The sequence below is a fragment of the Rhodococcus sp. NPDC006774 genome, assembly GCF_040636045.1.
Classification (GTDB): Bacteria; Actinomycetota; Actinomycetes; order Mycobacteriales; family Mycobacteriaceae; genus Rhodococcoides.
Map to the genome: position 1 here is coordinate 388,281 of NZ_JBEYIW010000002.1, position 18,309 is coordinate 406,589.

The window sequence follows — 18,309 nt, forward strand, 5'->3', positions numbered from 1 at the left end:
CTGCGCACCAGCATTACCGGCGCGGAACCGACTGCTCGCTCTGTGACTGCCCCCGTTACCGGGGGCAGATGTCACTGCTGTCGAGATGGTGGCCCTGGAAGTAGTTCGTGCGGGCAAAAACAATCCTACCGTCCGATCGAGTGCGAAGAACAAACCGATTCGTTAGGATTAGGGGCCTGGATACAGGCAATACGGACAAATGCGGCTCGGGGACCGTCCGACATTCGATCCGGTAGGAGAGGCTTCATGTCGAACGATGCAGTGCTGGACAGGCTCGGGACCAGCCTACGAGTCCTGGAACTCGACCCCATCAGTTACCGACCACACCCGATACACAATCACGACCGCATCTGGACCGAAACCAACTGTTACGTCGACCTGTGGATCGAAGTTCTGCACTCGTTCGGTGCAGATCCCACACCCGCTCTCGCCTTCGTGCTGAGCGCCGGCTGCGACGGGAGACAGTGGGACTTCGTGAAGATCGCGCCCGAGGACCTGCGCACCCTGTACGGCATCGGCGTCGCCGAGATGAACGTGTGGCGTCCTGTGCTCGAGCATGTCGTCGAAGGCCTGGAAGACGGCATCCACGTCACCGTGGAGGTCGACGGCTTCTGGCTGCCCGACACCGCGGGGACCAGCTACCGCAACCAGCACACCAAGACCACCATCGTGCCGAACCTCGTCGATCGCGACGGGAAGGTGATGGGCTACTTCCACAATCGCGGCTACTTCGAGCTCACCGGGGCCGATTTCGACGGGATCTTCAATCTCGCTCCGGAACCGCACGCCGAGGTGTTGCTGCCGTACGTCGAGCAGATCAAGGTGGACTCCACGGTTCTCGACGCCGGTTTCGGTGACCGTGACCTCGATGTCGCTCGCGCACACCTGGCACGCCGCGCTCCGGGCAACCCCGTCGACGCGCTGGCTCGCCGCATCATCGCCGACATCCCGCTCGTGCAGACCGCAGGGCCCGACGCATTCCACCTGTGGTCGTTCGGCCTGCTCCGGCAGTTCGGTGCCACGGCCGAACTCGCGGCGAACTACGTGCACTACCTCGAAGGTCGTGGCGTGACGGGAGCCGCCGCCGCAGCGCCGCACTTCCTCGACGCCGCCTCCGGTGCCAAGGCCGTTCAATTCCGGATGGCGCGCGCCGCACGTGGCCGGGATGTGGTGCTCGACGAGCCGCTGATCGAGATGAGCAAGAACTGGACGGCCGCCATGGACATCGTTGCAGGTGCATTGGGCGCGTGATCGATCTGCTCGACGGCGCTCGGTGGCGGCTGGCCCGAACCGACGCCGGTTCCGTTCTTCACCCTGAGGACCTACGCGAGGATCTCGACTGGGTCGACGCAGTGGTGCCGGGCACGGTTGCCGGCGCGCTCGGAGACTCACTCGCGGTGAATCCGGACGATCACGACTGGTGGTTCGTCGCCGACGTCCCCACCGGTGGCCATCGCCGGGTTCGAGTGAGATTCGATGGCATCGCGACCCGTGCGCAGATCTGGATCGATGGTGTCCAGCGCAGAACCGTGGCGTCGATGTTCGTTCCCGAGACTCTCGATCTGACGGACTGTGGTGACACCGTCGCCATCGCCGTCCACGTCGAATCGCTGGCAGCACATCTGACGTCTCGACGCCCCCGCGGTCGGTGGCGATCGTCGCTGATCGCCGCGCAGGGGCTGCGACACGAACGGACGACGATGCTCGGTCGCGCACCCGTGTACGGGCCCCTTCCGGTACCCGTCGGGCCGTGGCGTCCGGTGTCCATGACGGTGATCCCGGACGTTCGTCGCGTCGACCTGAGGACGTCGGTATCGGGTACGGACGGCGTCGTCACACTGCGCGCCGACCTGGATGCTCCCGGAGTGGCTCGAATTCTGATCGACGACAGGGCCTTCGAGCTCGGAACCGTCGAGCGCATCGACCGGGCGGTGACGTTGCCCGACGTCGAACTCTGGTGGCCGCACACGCACGGCCGACCGCGAACGTATCGCGTGGCACTCGAGGTGGACGGCATCGTCCATCCCATGGGATTCGTCGGGTTTCGCACGATCGAGCTGGACCGTACGGCAGGCGGCGCAGTACTGACGGTCAACGGCGAGAACATCTTCTGCCGCGGAGGAACGTGGACCCCGCTGGACCCGGTGCGGCTGTGGTCGCCGGAGGCCGATCTGCGGGCTGCTCTCGAGCAGCTCCGATCGGCGGGCCTGAACATGGTGCGCATCGTCGGCACCCTGGTGTACGAGCAGCCCGAATTCTGGTCCCTGTGTGCAGAACTGGGCATCATGGTGTGGCAGGACGTCATGTTCGGCACCATCGACCCGCCCACCGACGACACGTACACCGCGGCAGTCACCCACGAGCTCGACGCGTTCGCCGACATCGTCTCCGCCAACCCCGCCCTGATGGTCGTCAGCGGCGGAAGTGAGACTCAGCAGCAACCCACGATGTTGGGTCTCGCAGCCGAGGATCAACGAATGGAGATGCTGGACAGCGTTCTTCCTGATTTTTTGGCAGATCGCCTGCCCGCTGTGGCGTATGTGACATCGAGCCCGTCCAGCGCTCAGGGGGAATTGCACACCCATGTGGGCGACGGCATCGCGCACTACTTCGGGGTGGGCGGATACCTGCGCCCACTGTCCGATATCCGAACTGCCGGAGTGCGTTTCGCGGCAGAGTGCCTGGCCTTTGCCGTTCCCCCGGAACGGGCGCAGGTGGAGAAGTTCTTCGGGTCCGCGGCCGTCGCCGGTCACCACCCGGACTGGAAGGCCGCCGTCCCACGTGACCGTGGCTCGTCCTGGGACTTCGAAGACGTGCGAGATCACTACGTACGTACGATCTTCGGCGTCGATCCACACCTGATCCGGCGGGACGACGCCGAGCTGTACCTCGATTACGGTAGGGCGGCGATCGTCGAAGCGTTCACCGAAGCGTTCGGCCACTGGCGTCGAGAATCCTCGGGGTGCGCCGGAGCCCTCGTGCTGACGTTACGAGACACCGTGCCCGGCGCAGGCTGGGGCATCGTCGACACCGGCGGTGTGCCCAAGGCACCCTTCTACGCGTTGGCGCGGTCCAGCGCCCCGGTGGCACTGCTGTTGTCCGACAACGGACTCGACGGCTACTCGGTGGAACTGGTCAACGACGGACCGGCGCGCTCGGGCAGTATTCGAGTGGTGTTGCACGCCTCGCGCGGCAGCCACGAGTTCGAGCGCACGGTGAGCGCCCCGGCGAATGGATCCATCGCACTGACGGTGGATTCCATCGTCGGCACCTTCACCGACGTCAACCATGCCTACCGCTTCGGCAGCCGAACCTACTCCGCCGTCACCGTCCTGTTCCTGGACGACAACGGCGTCGAGGTGACGCGAACCACCGCACTCGTCGGCGCGCAGAGCCGTCAGAACACGGTGGGATTGACCGTGGATGTCGTCGAAACGGATTCTGGGACATGGGAACTGACCGTCCGGTCCGACTGGCCGGCGCAGTACGTCTGCGTCGACATCGAGGGCTTCGAGGTGTCCGACTCGTGGTTCCACCTGGCACCGAACGAACCTCGCACGCTGACTCTCGTCAGTCGTGGCGCGAGTGCACCGCGGGGACATGTGCGCGCGCTGAACTCCATGGAGCGGGCCTCGGTGGCGCCGAAGGTCGTGAGCAGAAGCTCGTAGTGGACTACGAATTCAGTCCGTGGCCCAAGCCGTGCACGTGCCGCTAGCGGCTCGGGCTGAGTTTTCCTCGGGCATAGCCGATTCCGGCCGCGCCAACACTTGCCACCACGGCCATCGCACCCCAGGCACGCACCGGGTTGCCGCGCGCAGCAGCGCTGGTCTCCCGGCCGACCGCGCGAGGCAGAATCTTGGCGGTGTAGGCCCGCTCCGAGGACAGGGCGTCCTCGGACCCGATCAACCGGGCGATGGCGGCCTTGGACACGCCCTCGGCGTAGCTGCGCGTGATGAGATAGCGCGGACGAGTGCGGTCTGCACTGACCGTGTGATCGACGACGATCGAGGGATCGAACACGATCTGCGCATCGGGATGCGTCTGGCGCAGACGGATGCACAGCTCCGTCTCCTCGCAGCCGAGCGGCACGCGTCCGATCCGGCCGATGCCGGAGACGAATCCGCCGAGTGCGACGACGGGCTCACGGCGGAACGACATGTTCGCGCCCATGAGATTGCGGACCTGAGCGGTTTCCGTCGGCTGCCCGCGGTAGGTGCACCCGACGACCCAATCGAGTTCGCCGGGTTCACCCACTACCTCGGCCGGTAAGAAGGCCGGACGCTTGTCCGGCCATACCGGGTATGCAGAGCCCCCAACGGCGTACACGGCATCATCCGAGTAATGGGACAGAATGGCTCCGAGCCATTCCGTGGTGCGCGGTGAGGCGTCGTCGTCCAGGAAGACGACGATCTCACCGGTCGCGAGATCGAGCGAGGTGTTGCGCGCTCCGGAGAGGCCGCGAGGGTGGTTGTTCTCCACCACGTTCACGGTCCGGTGCAGCGGCGAGAACTCGTCGTGTGCCCGCTCCGCCAGTTGCGCATTGTGATCGATGACGATGATCAGTTCGTCGGCAGGCACATCCTGGTCGAGGACGGCCGTCACGGCGGTCCGGAGTTCGGACCATCGAGCCAACGTGTATGCGCAGATGACTACCGAGGAAGTCGGCAGACTCACGCCGTCTTCTCGCGAAGTTCGAGAACCTCGTTGTACGACTCCAGAGCCTCGAACTCGAGGTCCATGTCGGTACGGGCGTCGATCGACTCCCGCAACGGGCGAACGATGGACTTGCGCTTGATCCTGCGGGCACGCATGCGTTCGGTCATCAGAGTGCGCAGCACCCGGAAGCCGTCGGAGAAGGTCCGCAGGTTGCTCTGGCCGTAGATGCGAGCCAACTCGACGCTCGGCACCTCTTCGATGCGCACGGACGCCTCGGCGAAGCGGCAGTTGATGATGGTCTCGATCTCGAAACCGTCGCCCCAGAGCATCATGCCCTCGGCACCCGGCTGATCGACGACGGGCAGGTCGAGGACCGGCACCAGATCGCGCCAGAAGGCGTTGTAGCCGTAGCAGAGATCCGAGAAGCGAGTTCCGAAGAGCGTGTTGGCCACGAGGTGCAGTCCACCGTTGCCTGCGCGGCGCAGCGGCGTGATGTCGTGGCTTCCGCCGCCTTCGCAGAACCGGCTGCCCTTGGCGAAGTCGGCACCGGCGATCAGGGCGTCGACGAAGCGCGGGATCTCGGCAGCATCGGCTGAGCCATCGGCGTCGAACATGACGATGATGTCGCCGGTAGCGGCCTCGAAGCCGCAGGCGAGCGCGTTGCCCTTGCCCTTGCGGGTCTGCTTGATGATGCGAATGTCACCGCGGATCTCGCGAGCGGCGTCGATGGTGCCGTCGACGGATCCACCATCGACGAGCACGAGCTCGTAGTCGTGTGAGAGCAGGGGGAGGACGTGACGAAGGTTCGCGGCCTCGTTGAGCGTCGGGATGACGACACTGACGCGGGGATTCTGACGATTCAACATATCCATTCCACATGGGTCGAGTGCGATGGGCAGATGTCTCCGAGCTCCGTGAAACGACCCCCGCCGCATCCACAGACAGTGCCTCGCGATCGTTCTGAAGCGCAAGAACCTGTTTCCTTTGACTGAAAGTAAGCTTAAAAGATGCGACTGGTTTGTCAAGCTGTAAACAAACCAACTGGGAGATTGTTTGGAGATTCACGTCATAGTTTGTGACGCGAATCAACGAGATCGGTACTGGTAGACGATCGTGTTGACGTCCTGATACCGCACCGACCACGCCGAATTGGTCGCGAGCCACTGTCGGAAGCGAGCGACCGCATCGTCGGCGACGAACCCGTAGTACTGCATCGCCTCGAGCGACTGACGGGTGAGGACCATGTAGGTGGGTGTGTCGCTGATCGACGCGTTGTAGTCGATCTGGCCCAGCTTCTCGGGCGTCGGGAAGCCTTCCATGTACTCGGGGCCCAGCGCGTAGAGCGGTACGTCCCAGTACTCGTTCGCCTCGGTCAGCCGTCCGTAGTCCGACGTCGACCGGGCCGGGTAGCCCGAGGAGTACAGCATCGTGATCGAGGTGCCGGACGGCGACGCCGCGGCCACCGCTCGGGCGTCGTCGATCTGTTCGCGATGTTCGAGCACGATCGGCCACAGGCCGAAGTAGCTCTGCAGGCCCAGCACGGCGGAGCCGAGGGCCCCGGCCGTGGCGACCGCAACCGATGTCCGTGCGGTGAGCCTGCGGGCTCGGGACGGGCGATCCTGGGACGGTGTGCGATCGAACAGTGCGAGGAACATCGGCGTGATCAGCAGTACGCAGCCGGGGATCGCGTAGAGATACACCCGGAAGATAGCCTCGCCGCCGTAGCTCTGCCCTGCGAGCAGCATGATCGACCCGAACGCCATCACCATCGGTGCCCAGAACGTCTTCTTGGTGCGCCAGGCGTAGATCGCCGAGGCGAACGCCAACACGAACACCCCGCCGGACAGTGCGCGGCAGACCAGTGACGTGATCTGTTTGCCGAGCACGCCCTCCGCCTCGACGTTGCTCGCGGCGTTCTGCACGGGGTCGAACCCCTGGAAAAGTCCGTACGGCGCCACGATCGGCAGTCGCGGATACAGGTATCCCAGCAAGATGATGCCGAGCGGAATCATCAACCACCACGGCTTGGCTCGTCGCGTCACCAGCAGTACGCCGGCGACGGCCATCAGCCAGTACGGCGTCAGCTGGTGCGTGGGGACCAGGGCCGCGAACGGAACGATCGACAGGAACGCCGCGGCTCGGGTGAGCGACGAGGACATCAACAGCGCCAGGAAGCCCACGGCGAGCAGTAGGGCCCAGGCCTGCGGTGAGTAGTAGTCCTGGCCGACCCAGTTGATGACCTCGGCGAGCATCGCCGCCGTGATCGCTGCGCGTTTGTCGAACCTCATGACCCGCGCCAGTCCGTACACGGCTGCCGCGAGCACGACGTGGATCATCGGCGCGAACACGTGCGCCAGAGACAGCGTGTCGTATCCGGTGACGTGTTGGAACCAGGCCGAGACGAGGAAGAAACTGGGCCACTCGCTGTAGATGTCGACGCCGCTCGGAGCCAGCCGGTTCAGATCGAGCACGAACTCGGTGACGGCGACGTGCTTGTACGTCCAGTCGTAGATCGGAGCGGAGGTGACGAGGGTGACGGTGAATCGCTGTACCGCGATGGCCAGCCCGATGGCGACCAGCATGGTGCGCAGCTGATGACGTCGCAACGCGATCAGGAACGCCGCCATGATCAGAACCATGCACAGCACCAGTCCCGGGCCGGTTCCGGCGGTCAACAGTCCGAACTGCGAGTACGTCGCGCGCTCGAGACCCGGCAACAGCGGTAGCCACAGAAAGAACGCCAGCGCCAGAATCAGGCCGGCAACGTTGCGTCGCAACGTCTCGCGGTCGGTCAGGACGAATTTCACGGAGGCGAGGGCGGACGTTCGCGACGACGGTGAGACGACCTCACGGGCCCGCGAGAGCCACACCGGCAGGTCGGGACGGCCGTGCTTGCGGTACCACAACACCGACGAGCCGATCAGGGCCAGACACAGCCACAACGTCCACATCCGGGGCGACCAGCGGTATCCCCACATCGCCACCGATACCATCAGTGTCACCACCGAGATGCTCAGGATCGGCAGGGCCGCAGGAACCGCGGTGCGCGGGATACGCACCCACGACAGGATCGCGGCACCGGGTCCGAAGAACAGCAGGACCGTCAGAAGCACGACGCGAACCAGCGTCGGCAGCGCGATCATCGAGGCCAGACCGGACAGGGCGGCGAGAACGCTGATGTCGGAGTAGCGCAATCGGCTACCCGCGCGCCGCCGAGTGCCTGCAGCGGAGTCGGTGGTGCCGACGGGCCAGTCGACGGTCCAGTCGGACGGGACGAACAGCTTGTGCCGCAGATCCGCGATGGATCGGTATCCGGAATCAGTCGAGGACAGGTTCACGGCTCACCCCCGCCAGAGGAGTGCGCTCGCGCCCTTCGCGTCTGCTGCGCCGGATGGCCGCGGGGCCCTTGGCGATGGACAGCAGTTCCATCCGGCCGATGCCGTCGGGCAGGTCGGCAGCGAGATCGTCGGGAGGGGAGGCGACCTTGCTCATCTTCGCCGACAACCGAATTGCGCTGCCGAGTCGGCGGACGGCCACCGTGGCGGCCAGCGTCGCCGATCTGCGGTCGGTGGCGACCGTGTACAGCCACGCACCGAGCCCGAGCCCGTACCCGCGCGCCTGCACCGCCAACGCCTCGGAATCGGCGCGGTGACGGTGCCACACGATTGCCGCAGGTTCGTACACGAGCTTGTCGCCGGCCATCAAGACCCGGAAGAACATGTCGAGGTCCTCACCGCCGTTGGTCGGGGATCCCACTCCCAGTGCCTCGTCGAATCCTCCCAGATCGAACATCCGGCCGCGGTCGACCGCAAAATTGGCTCCGGTTCCGTACATCCCGACCTGGAACGGAAACAGCGGCACGTCGGCCGGAGGATTCTTCAGGTCGTAGACCCGAGGCGTCACCGAACTCGCCCACCCGACACGACGATCGAAATACGCCTGCGCCTGAGTTCTGATCTCCCCACTCGGCACGATGCCGGACACACACGTGACCCGATCGGCCCGCCCGAAGCCGCGCGCGATGCTGCGCAACCACCTCGCGTCGACGGCGACGTCGTCGTCGGTGAAGGCGACGATGTCGTGTCGGGCCGCCCGCAACCCCGTGTTCCTCGCCCTGGACAGACCTGCCGTCGGCTCGGACACGACGCGAACACGGGGGTCGTGCAGCCCGCGAACGTACTGCTGTGTGGCATCGGTCGGGGATGCATTGTCGACGACGACCACCTCGAAGTCGGGGTAGTCCAGAGCGGACACCGACGCGAGCGCGCCCTTCAGATGGTCGACTCGGTCGCGAGTGCAGATCACCACGGTGATCGGCGGCAGCGCCCGATCGGGGTCGGGCAGAGCGTCGGGCATCGGAACCTGGGCGAGCGACATGGCCGCCCGTCGCGCGTCTTCTGCCGCGATCGCGCCGTCGACGACATCGAGTTCGACGAAGCCCAGCGGGTCCAGTCCGCGTCGGATCAACAACCGGGCGCGGCGGTAACCGTCGGAATCGTCGAGGGCGAGAGACTCCGGCAGATCCTGCTCCAGGTCGATGTCACCGATCCACACGGCACCGTCCCATTCGGGAGACTGGAGTCTGGGGAGCGCGGGAGGTAACACGGGGAGGGTCCTTTCGGGGTGACACGTACGGGCAGGTGGAGCGGAGTCTCAGTCGGCGCGATACCGCACCCAGTCGACCGTCATGGTCGCCGGGAACGGCGTGGAGTTGTCGGTTGGACCGGGCCAGTCGCCGGCGACGGCGACGTTGAACAGCAGGAAGAACGGCTTGTCGAAGACCCAGTAGTCGTCGCCGCCGATCAGGTCGTCCGGAGTGACGGTGGCCAAGGTGGTGCCGTCGATACCGGTGGTCACGCGACCCGGTGAACGCTCGACCCAGTAGGTGTGGAAGTTCTCGGACAGCGGCTCCGGCGGGATTCCGCCCGCGTCGACCTTCTGACTCGTCAACGAATCGGGTTGGGGGGCATGGATTCCGGTGTGGTACTGATCGGCCTGGTTCAGCGTCTCCATGACGTCGATCTCGCCCGAGAGCGGCCAGCCGACGGAGTCCAGGTCGGTACCGAGCATCCAGAACGCCGGATGCAGGCCTGCTCCGGCGGGCATCTTGATCCGAGCTTCGATGCGGCCGTATGTGAACTCGAACTTGTCCTTGGTGGTCACTCGGGCCGAGGTGTACCCATCACCGTTGCGCATGGCCTTGATGACCATGTTGCCGTCGCCGTCGAGAGACGAATTCTCGGTCGAATCGGTGTAGTCCTGCTTCTCGTTGTTGCCCCAACCGGTCTGTCCGACATCGTGACTCCACCGGTCGTCCGCCACCGCATCGCCCGCCGTCCCCGAGAAGTCGTCGTAGACGGTGAATCCGGGCTTGGTGGCTGCAGTGTTGGACGCCGACGTCGTGGAGGTGGCGTCGACCGTGCCCTGCGCAGTGCCGCCGGGATCGGAGCGGTGCGTCATCCCGTACACGGTGCCGGTCACAACCAATCCCAGGACGACGAGGAACGCCAGAACGGACGGCCAGCGCCGTCGTGGAGGCTCGACGATGAGCCCGGTTCCGGGTAGCCGCGAAACCTCGACGGTCCCCGCTCCGGACTCTCGACTCGATGCGGCGTGACGACTCACGCGGTCTCGTCGACGTTCTTCGGTACTCGCGTCGCGTTGAACTGCGAGACCGACAGCACGACTATGCCCACGAGAAGGGCATAGGTGGCGATGCGTTCCATGGTGCCGATGCCGAGGCCGAATTCGTGACCGCTCATGTAGGCGAAGTATCCGGCCAGACCGACGGCACCGAGTGCGGTCACGACGGTGCGAATGCTGCGTCGCAGACTCCGATGCCCGCCGGCTATGACGAGGCCGAAGTTTCCGAAGACGAAGAACGCGGTGGCACCGAACGAATGGATCGGGTAGTTCACGCCCTGGTTGACGACGCCTGCGGTGATGGCACCCACGCCTGCGACGAGGAAGAACGACGCGGCTCTACCGTCGATCCGGCGGACGATGTACCAGGATGCGCCCACTGCCGCGATCGCCACACCGAACAGCACCATCGAGGCGTTGAGCAGGACGTAGAGCTGGCTGCACGGCCAGTTGCCGGTGGGACCGCAGAACGGGATTCCGAGTTCGCTGATGTAGTTGTTCCGGTAGCTGTAGAGCCCGCGCCACGTGGCCGAGACGATGTACTCGACGAGGACGAACTGCACCACCGACAACCCTGCCCAACGAGCGACGTGGGCGACGAAGCCCGATCGCACCGGTGCCTGCGTGCTCGACGATGGCCGGTTCGCTTCGGGTTTCGTGGGGCGCTTCGCTTCGGTGGTCATGCAGTCTTCTCCTGAGGGGCCAGCAATGCGAGGGGGTTCGCTGCTACGAGATCGAGTGCGGATTGCACGGTGTGGCTGTCGAAAACATTGTCGTGGAACGACGCCGAGACGAACACGACCGAATCGATGGTCTCCATCGTGATCATCACCGACTCCGGTTGGCCCGGATCGGCGATCACGAAGAAGGCGCGGTCGGCGGGCTCGGCAACCCAGGAGATCTGCTCCAACTGCCTGACTCTACCGAGATCGGAGTACATGAGCTGGACCTTCGGATCCACCGGGACGCGGTCGCCGAACACCCCGGAGACGGCCTTGTGTTCGCGCTTGTACTTGATGGTGCTGATCGTCGCGGAAGCGATCGGACGGCCCTTGGCGATCGCACCGGACAGTGCCCCGTGCACCTCCCCGGCCGAGGTGGGATCGATGTCCGAGAACCGGATCCCGGCAGCGAAGTTACCGAGCACGACCGCCGACGGCGGAAGGTAGCGGCGGCAGTCGAAGAGAAAAGCTGCGGAACGATCGAGCGAGAACGATGTGCGCGCGAACGCCGCGGCCACGGCCGCGCACATCACCGCGCTGACACTCGCGCCGGGCAGGTGGGATTCTCGCCACTGCCGGATCGCATCGGTGGTACCCGACGGCGTCACCACGGTGGCCACCGCAGCGGACGGTGCCCACGGCCGAAAAGCCGTCGGCGATGCGGTGTCGGGTGCGGCGGCCATGACCGTGGATTCGCGCTTCGAGCCGGGACGTACGCGGTCGTAGAGCGTGTCGACGACGTTCCTGGGATTTCGAACGACCCAGCGCAGCAGTGCTTTTCGAAGTGGGTGGCCGTCGACGGCACTGTCTGCCCACGTCGGAAGCGGTGCGTCGGGGCGTGCGTCGGCCAGGTACGCGAACAGATCGACCGGCAACAGAGCGTCGCCGAGACCGTGATTGAGATCGAGGAACAGGTAGCGACCCGCCAAACGAAGTCGAAGAGGAATTTCGGGCACGGACGCGTGCGAGAACACGGTGAGTTCCTTGGCCAACTGCTCGTGACCGACGGCGGGTCCCTCGGCGATGTGCTCGAGTACCCGCTCCGGCTCGTAGACCCAGCCCGCCGAAGATTGGTCGGCGCGCAGACCCAGCCGCGTCGCAGGACCGATCGAGGCCAGGGCCAGTACCCTGCTCTGCACTCGTGCAAGATCGCCGAAGTCGGCGGGTCCCAGCACGGTCACGATGCGCGAATCGGACCGCAGCATGTCCAACGAACTGGCGCGATATGTCTGAGTCATGGTGCCGTCCTGTGTTGAGCGTGGACAGGGATACGACGCGGTGACGATTCGTCGAGGGGCGGCGGACCGTCCTGTGGCTCGCGGCGAGGCGGTTCACGGTGTCGAGGTTCGGCGTGTCGGGGCTCGCCGTGGCGGGGCTCTCGATGACGCGATCGAGGTGCACGGGCGTCGCTGTCGTCGATCGGCCCGCGGGGTCCGGGGGAGCCCGACGGGCCCTGGTCGTCACCGGACTCGCCGTTGCTGCCTGCGGACAGCTCGCGGATCCAGCGCACGAGCGGCACGATCAGCACGACGGCACCGAACGCCTCTGCGGCGAGGTACGCCCAGCCGACGGCCGCGATGCCCATCGACGACGACAGGCCGATCGATCCGCCGATGATGATCGAGGTGGCCACGACCTGCACGATCACGGCCAATCGCATGCGTCGACGGACCCGCGCCAAACCGTCGTAGAGGGAACCGACGACCGAGAGCGGGATGGTCAGTGCGGCCAGTTGCACGATGATGGTGCCCTGGTCGCGGTAGCCCTGGCCGATCAACCCCAGACCGAACGGTGCGAAGAAGGCCAGGAAGATCGACCCACCCACCGCAACGATGCACACCAGGGTCATGAACCGCTTGGTCAGGCGGTGGAACTGTTCGGGGTGGGCGGCGACCTCGGCCACGTACGGTCCGATCAACACGCTGATCAGAATGTACAGAGCGCTGACGATCGACCAGGTGAGCGAGAAGTAGGCGTTCTGCTCGGCGCCGAGGGTGGCGACGACGATCATCGGCACCAGCAGCGGAGCGAGCGATCCCAGCGCGGTGATGCCGTACGCCGAGCCGAAGTAGGCCCACATCTCACGCCGGGGCGGCAGATCCGGCTTGCCGGCGTACCGCTGTTCGGTGCGGACGTTCTTCATGATCGCGCGCAGGACGAAGATCGACGCCACGATCGCGGGGACCGCCCAGGCAGAAATGATCGAGGTACTGCGCTCGGTTGCGAAGAGCGCCAACAGCATGACGAACTTGAAGACGGCGTGGAAGACGTTCTTGGCAGCCGCCCAGCGCGCGACGCCCAGGCCGGACGACGTCTGATCCTGCAGCGCGAACACCGCGAGCACGGCGACGAAGAACGGGAACGAGACGATCTCCGCGGTGTTGGTGAACATCTCGTCCACCGGCGCAACCAGCAGGAAGCCGCCGCCGAGCACGAACGCGAACGCGGTGACGGTGAGGTAGCCGCGCACGATGAACGTCTTGGCCAACCGGCCCGAGATCGGCAGGAACCGCTCGTACATCGAACCGAGGCTCAGATTGGACAGCGTCGAGAGCATCACCGCGGAGGTGATGACCGCCGACGCGCTGCCCACCTCCGCCACGGGATAGAGCCGGCCGGCCGCAGCCCAGAACAGCAGGCCGAGTGCGCCGGTGATGGCCGTCGAGAGCATCAGGGCCATCGAATTGAGCGCGAGGTTGCGATCGGACGCCTTCGATCCCGGCCCCGTCTCGGGTGCCGGGTGCCGGGTGGACTCCTCGGCGACCGGAGATACGTCGACCGAGTGCACGGCATCGTGCCGAGGCACGGTCTGCACCGGCATCGTCGGGCTGTTCATCAGACCCAGGTCGAACCGAGCCGGTTCGACCGGATACCACCGAAGCTGTTCGAGCTGTTCGTGCTTGGGCGGCAGGATCCGGGGAGCGCGGTGCTTCACAATCGAACCTTCCCCACCGGCACGGGAGGCGACGGTGCGGCGATCTCGATGTCGAAGGCAGCAGCAGTGGCCGCGAGAAGTTCGGCGCGCACGTTCTCTCGCAGATCGCGACCGTAGAGCGAGTGATCACCGGACTCGAAGGAGGTGACGGTGGGTACGGACGATCGGCGCTGGAGCCGGCGCATTCCCTCCGGGCCGCGGTTGGTCTCGAACCAGGCGGTGTCGCTGGGGGAGAGCAGAACTCGCGTCTGCACCTGACGGTCGCTGAGAATGCGTAGCGAGATCTCGGGAACCTGGATCAGTCCGCGTCGCCCGAGCCAGATCCACAGGGCATACGGAATCCGCGGCTGCAGTGCATTCTTGGTCGCCACCCCCCAGTGATGCAGACGATCGAGTGCGCGAGCCCGCAGTCCCGTCTCCTCTGTGTGCATCGACGAGCGTTTGACGAATTCGAGACGACGAGTGGTCCAGTCGAGGGTGTTGAGCAAGACCGCGGAACGAACCCCCAGTTCCCGGGCGGCGAAGCTGGAATACCAGGAGCCGGAGCACATTCCGGCCACCAGGACGTTGTCCGGGGTGGTGCCGGACTGTCGGACGGCGGTGAGAGCGTCCTCGTTGCCCTCGTCGCTGTAGAGCCGGGTCAACTCCCCGTCGCAGACGCTGCCGCTCTCGCCGGTGCCGCGTCGATCGAAACGCACCGTGGAGACCCCGAATCGAGGCAGGAGCCGGGCCAGTTCCACCCACATGCGCACCGGACCGACGCGGTGCTCGTTGGCGGTGGGGTACAGCACCACGGTCGGTCCACCGGCCCGGCATCGATCCGAGGTGGACCGAATCGCGAAAAGCTGTTGGTCGCCCAGGTATTCGATGTTCTCGTGAATTCCGTCGACCACGAACCGCGACCGACGCTTCACCTCGAGCTCGGCGGCGGGTACCGCCGGGAACTTGGACGCCGTCCACGTCGCGAGGTGCGCGATGTCGGACGTCGGGATGATGACCTCGAAGTCGCTCGGCTCGAGAAAGTCGTCGTGCGCGGTCAGCGTGTGCTCCTGAGCCGAGAGAGCCTCGACGAGCTTGCGTACCGGCTTGGTATCGCCTCGCTCGGCGCGGGTGGCGACCAGCACCGGCGCATCCGTCTTCGTCTTCGCGGCATCGAGCGCGGAGAAGTCCGCGGCCGAATCCGGATGCAGCACAGCGCCGATGATCGACACCCTGGGATCTGCGTCGGAGTCGGTGGTCACGCTCACCGAATACAGTGCGCGCTGCTCGTGCAGATACGACCGTCCTTTGACGACCGGATCCCACAGCGTCATCGCAGTGAGCGGCCCGCACTCGGCGGCGACCGAACACGCCAACAAGGCGCCGACGCGCAGACCGACGAGGCCGACCTCGCTCACCCCGCAACCGCGAACGTAGTCGACGGCCTCGACGATGCTCCGCTGCCAGTGTGCGACCGCGCCGGGCTGATCCTGATCGCCCCACGAATCGCCGGTGCCGCGGTAGTCGAACCGCAGCACCAGAAGTCCCTGCGCACTGAGCTTCTGCGCCAGCAGGGTCATGCCGCGATACGAGTCGACCTGCTCCTTGCCGAGCGGCGGGCACAGGACGACCCCGCCGCGTGCCCGACCGCCGGACGGCACGTGGACGGTGCCGAACAGCGGTGAGTCGGACGGGCCGAACCACATCGGGTACTTGCCGCCTGCCGTACGCGAAGAGGACTCGGCGGGAACTGAGCCGATGCGCCGGGGCGCGGTGCGGGAGAAGTTCACTTCAATGAGTCCTTCGTGTACGTACACGGGTGGAGCGGTGTCGGTCAGTTGCGCAGTGCGGCAGGCCAGCCCGATCGATCGAGTCCGTGGGTGCGGAGCATCGCCAGTGCGATGCGTTCCATGCCGAAACCGACGCATGCGCTGTGGGCGGGTTCGCCGTCGGCGGTCTCGATGCCGAAGGTGTGCCCGAAGTGATCACGGTGGCAGTTGCACGAGACGACCGCGGTGCCCTCGTCGAGATCTCCGTAGAGCTTGACGACCAGCTCGGTCTTGAGGTTCTCGTTGCGCTGGTTCGCCGCGAGCATGCGTCCGGCGCGACCGAAGAAGGGGTCGTTGGCGATGACCGCCTCGGCTTCCAGTCCCAGATCTGCCAGTATCTGGAGGCCGCGCGGTACCCAGCGTTCGCGGTGTGCGACCGCCTCGTCGGGGGTGCCGACTCGAACGAACTCGTGCATCCGAAATGCCTGCATTCGAGCCGGATCCACCGCGGGCTCGTGCCGGAAGCAGTAGCCGTAGATGTCCATCAGCGTGCCCTCTTCGGGCAGCGTGCCGGTGAGCATCGAGTACGACGGATGGCAGGCGGCCGAGACCAGCATGGTGCCCGCCGAATGCAGAAAGTGATCCCAGTCCTTTCCGTCGGACCTCTCCGCCAACAACGCTGCATGTTCCTTGTTGTCGCCCTCGAACGTGTTGATGGCACCGGTGAGGTTGGGGAACGACGCGATGTAGTCGGTGCGCTCGAACGCTTCCCGGGGGAAGACCGGAGCGAATCGGAACCGCGTGGCCTGACGGCCGTGCTCGGCGACCCCGGCCTGGGTGACGCGGGCGTCGACGAACTCGATGATGTCCTCGAATTCGCCACTGCGCCCGTACAAACCGGGGATCGAGCTGGGTACCAGCAAGCCGGCGTCGACCAGCTCGGCGCGAAAAGACGCTCGGGCGGAGTCGAGTTCGCTGATGTCTGTCTCCGGTGCGGAGTGTGTGGTGGTCATTGTTTTCCCTTGTAGACGAGGGAGAGCTGGGCGTTGTGCCCCAGGATGCGTTCGTTGCTGACCATGATCGCGGACCCGTGCGCGTCCCGAAGATGACGGCCGATGCTCATCTCGCCGTCCTGTCGGTACCCGGAGATGCCGCAGATCTGCAGTGCCTTGCCGACGATGTCGATGACGAGCGTCGACGCGGTGACCTTGACGTTGTTGATCTTGAGCGCGAAGCCGATGGCTCCGAGCTCGGCCGGACTGTCGGCGACGGCCTCGAACTTGGCTGCGGCACCGAACACCGTGTCCACCAACTGCTCGTGCACCACCATCAGCTCCGCGAGGCGAAGCGCGCTCGGCGGCGGCGTCCCCGGAGTCTTGCGTGCGGCCTTCTGTACCGACTTGCGGGCCTTGGTGACAGCCGCGTCGGCAATGCCGAGCCACGCCGATCCCCACAGCACGTGCGCAACCGGAAGCATGGTCTGAGCGGAGATATCGCCGTAGTTGTCGCCCAGGATGTTCGACGTCGTGGTGCGTGCGTCCAGCATGAAGCCGGGGCTGCAGGTGCCACGGAAGCCGAGGGTGTCCCAGGTGCCGGTCTTGACGAGCGTCACGTCGGGCTTCTCGCACACCACGAGCACCTGATCGCTCGGCGGGCTGTCGACGCTGCGCCGCGCCGTCGCCAACACGATCTGTGCGTACTCGCCGTACGAGATGACCGGTGCGTTCTTGCTGAGCGTGATCTGCTCACCGTCGTACTCCACCGCACAGCTGCTCGAACGGACGTCGCCACCGATGTTGATCTCGGTGGTGGCCGACGCCACCAGTATGCGATCGGTCACAATGCGACGCTGCAGGTCTGCCATGGCGTCGGACTTGCCGTGGCGGACGATGCTGAGCACCTGCGACTGGTGCATCACGAAGATCATCGCCGTCGATGCACACTCGGCACCGAGGGCGCGCGAGATCCGGGCGATGTCGGTCAGTGTTGCCCCGCCTCCGCCGAACTCCCGCGGAATTCCGACCCCGAGCAGGCCGGCGTCGCGCAGCGCATCCACCGATTCGGTGGGAAAACGGGCATCGCGGTCGACCTCGTCGGCATAGGTCCGCAGTACGGCCAGCACGTCGGTGATCGACTGGTCGATCGAGCTCTCGTAGACGGTGGTCATGGCCTCAGTCCGTCAGCTGGGCGATGGCCGCGGCGATCGCGCTGATGCTGCCGAACGTCGACTTCTGCAGCATGGTGTCGGGGAACTCGACGTCGAATTCGTCCTCGAGCGCGATCATGACGTTGACGCTGGCGTGCGAGGTGAGACCGCTGTCGTAGAGATCGGCGGCCTCGTCGATGCCCTCCACGGGAACCGGAAGCTTTCCGAATTTCTCCAGCACGGTTCGCACTCGAACCACGTCGTGAGCATTGAGCGTCTGCATCGAAACCTCCACCGATCGCGTTAACCACGAGACCGGACGGCCTCGTCGTCGACTCAGGGTCGGCTGGCTGTGCGCCTTTTCGACCCAAAGTCTCCCCAGACCCCTCCAAACAATATCGTAGATTGTTTAGTAGCGTTACCGGGATGCCCGCATCGGGCTTCTTGACCGCCGTACAC

14 protein-coding genes are annotated in these 18,309 nt (G+C 65.6%); 2 read left to right on the top strand and 12 right to left on the bottom strand.

Annotated features, from left to right (window positions below; all coding sequences use genetic code 11):
• Nucleotides 1-246: 246 nt before the first annotated feature.
• Nucleotides 247-1,251: a DUF1839 family protein gene (locus ABZ677_RS04985; RefSeq protein WP_094632820.1), complete on the top strand. Its 1,005-nt coding sequence runs from the start codon at nucleotides 247-249 to the stop codon at nucleotides 1,249-1,251.
• Nucleotides 1,248-3,668, top strand: a complete 2,421-nt coding sequence (locus tag ABZ677_RS04990; RefSeq protein ID WP_358367043.1) for a glycoside hydrolase family 2 protein — start codon at nucleotides 1,248-1,250, stop codon at nucleotides 3,666-3,668. Before ABZ677_RS04985 ends, ABZ677_RS04990 begins: the two co-directional genes overlap by 4 nt.
• 43 nt (nucleotides 3,669-3,711) lie before the next feature.
• Here ABZ677_RS04990 and ABZ677_RS04995 read toward each other — a convergent pair whose 3' ends face one another.
• From ABZ677_RS04995 to ABZ677_RS05050, 12 genes are all read right to left on the bottom strand, one after another.
• Nucleotides 3,712-4,674, bottom strand: coding sequence for a glycosyltransferase family 2 protein (locus tag ABZ677_RS04995; RefSeq protein ID WP_094740002.1), 963 nt, complete (start codon nucleotides 4,672-4,674; stop codon nucleotides 3,712-3,714).
• A complete protein-coding gene (locus tag ABZ677_RS05000) occupies nucleotides 4,671-5,528 on the bottom strand; it encodes a glycosyltransferase family 2 protein (RefSeq protein WP_094613278.1) in 858 nt (285 codons plus the stop codon). Before ABZ677_RS05000 ends, ABZ677_RS04995 begins: the two co-directional genes overlap by 4 nt.
• Nucleotides 5,529-5,741: 213 nt before the next feature.
• Nucleotides 5,742-7,994 (bottom strand): hypothetical protein, encoded by a 2,253-nt coding sequence (locus ABZ677_RS05005; protein WP_358367047.1) that lies wholly within the window; start codon nucleotides 7,992-7,994, stop codon nucleotides 5,742-5,744.
• Nucleotides 7,975-9,261 carry a glycosyltransferase gene (locus ABZ677_RS05010; protein WP_358367050.1) on the bottom strand — a complete coding sequence of 429 codons (1,287 nt, stop codon included), beginning with the start codon at nucleotides 9,259-9,261 and terminating at the stop codon, nucleotides 7,975-7,977. Before ABZ677_RS05010 ends, ABZ677_RS05005 begins: the two co-directional genes overlap by 20 nt.
• Nucleotides 9,262-9,309: 48 nt before the next feature.
• Nucleotides 9,310-10,281 carry a glycoside hydrolase family 16 protein gene (locus ABZ677_RS05015; protein WP_358367053.1) on the bottom strand — a complete coding sequence of 324 codons (972 nt, stop codon included), beginning with the start codon at nucleotides 10,279-10,281 and terminating at the stop codon, nucleotides 9,310-9,312.
• The gene (locus tag ABZ677_RS05020) at nucleotides 10,278-10,982 is read right to left on the bottom strand and encodes a DUF998 domain-containing protein (protein WP_052047957.1); all 705 of its coding nucleotides are present in this window, start codon (nucleotides 10,980-10,982) and stop codon (nucleotides 10,278-10,280) included. Before ABZ677_RS05020 ends, ABZ677_RS05015 begins: the two co-directional genes overlap by 4 nt.
• Entirely contained in the window at nucleotides 10,979-12,259 is a 1,281-nt protein-coding gene (locus ABZ677_RS05025; protein WP_358367056.1) for a hypothetical protein, read from the bottom strand. Before ABZ677_RS05025 ends, ABZ677_RS05020 begins: the two co-directional genes overlap by 4 nt.
• Nucleotides 12,256-13,956: a lipopolysaccharide biosynthesis protein gene (locus ABZ677_RS05030; RefSeq protein WP_358367059.1), complete on the bottom strand. Its 1,701-nt coding sequence runs from the start codon at nucleotides 13,954-13,956 to the stop codon at nucleotides 12,256-12,258. Before ABZ677_RS05030 ends, ABZ677_RS05025 begins: the two co-directional genes overlap by 4 nt.
• Nucleotides 13,953-15,725 carry an alpha/beta fold hydrolase gene (locus ABZ677_RS05035; RefSeq protein WP_358367062.1) on the bottom strand — a complete coding sequence of 591 codons (1,773 nt, stop codon included), beginning with the start codon at nucleotides 15,723-15,725 and terminating at the stop codon, nucleotides 13,953-13,955. Before ABZ677_RS05035 ends, ABZ677_RS05030 begins: the two co-directional genes overlap by 4 nt.
• Before the next feature lie 44 nt (nucleotides 15,726-15,769).
• Nucleotides 15,770-16,717 (bottom strand): amino acid--[acyl-carrier-protein] ligase, encoded by a 948-nt coding sequence (locus tag ABZ677_RS05040; protein WP_358367065.1) that lies wholly within the window; start codon nucleotides 16,715-16,717, stop codon nucleotides 15,770-15,772.
• Entirely contained in the window at nucleotides 16,714-17,871 is a 1,158-nt protein-coding gene (locus tag ABZ677_RS05045; protein WP_358367068.1) for an acyl-CoA dehydrogenase family protein, read from the bottom strand. The genes ABZ677_RS05040 and ABZ677_RS05045 overlap by 4 nt, the downstream gene beginning before the upstream one ends.
• A gap of 4 nt (nucleotides 17,872-17,875) precedes the next feature.
• Entirely contained in the window at nucleotides 17,876-18,133 is a 258-nt protein-coding gene (locus ABZ677_RS05050) for an acyl carrier protein (RefSeq protein ID WP_037194242.1), read from the bottom strand.
• Nucleotides 18,134-18,309: the final 176 nt, after the last annotated feature.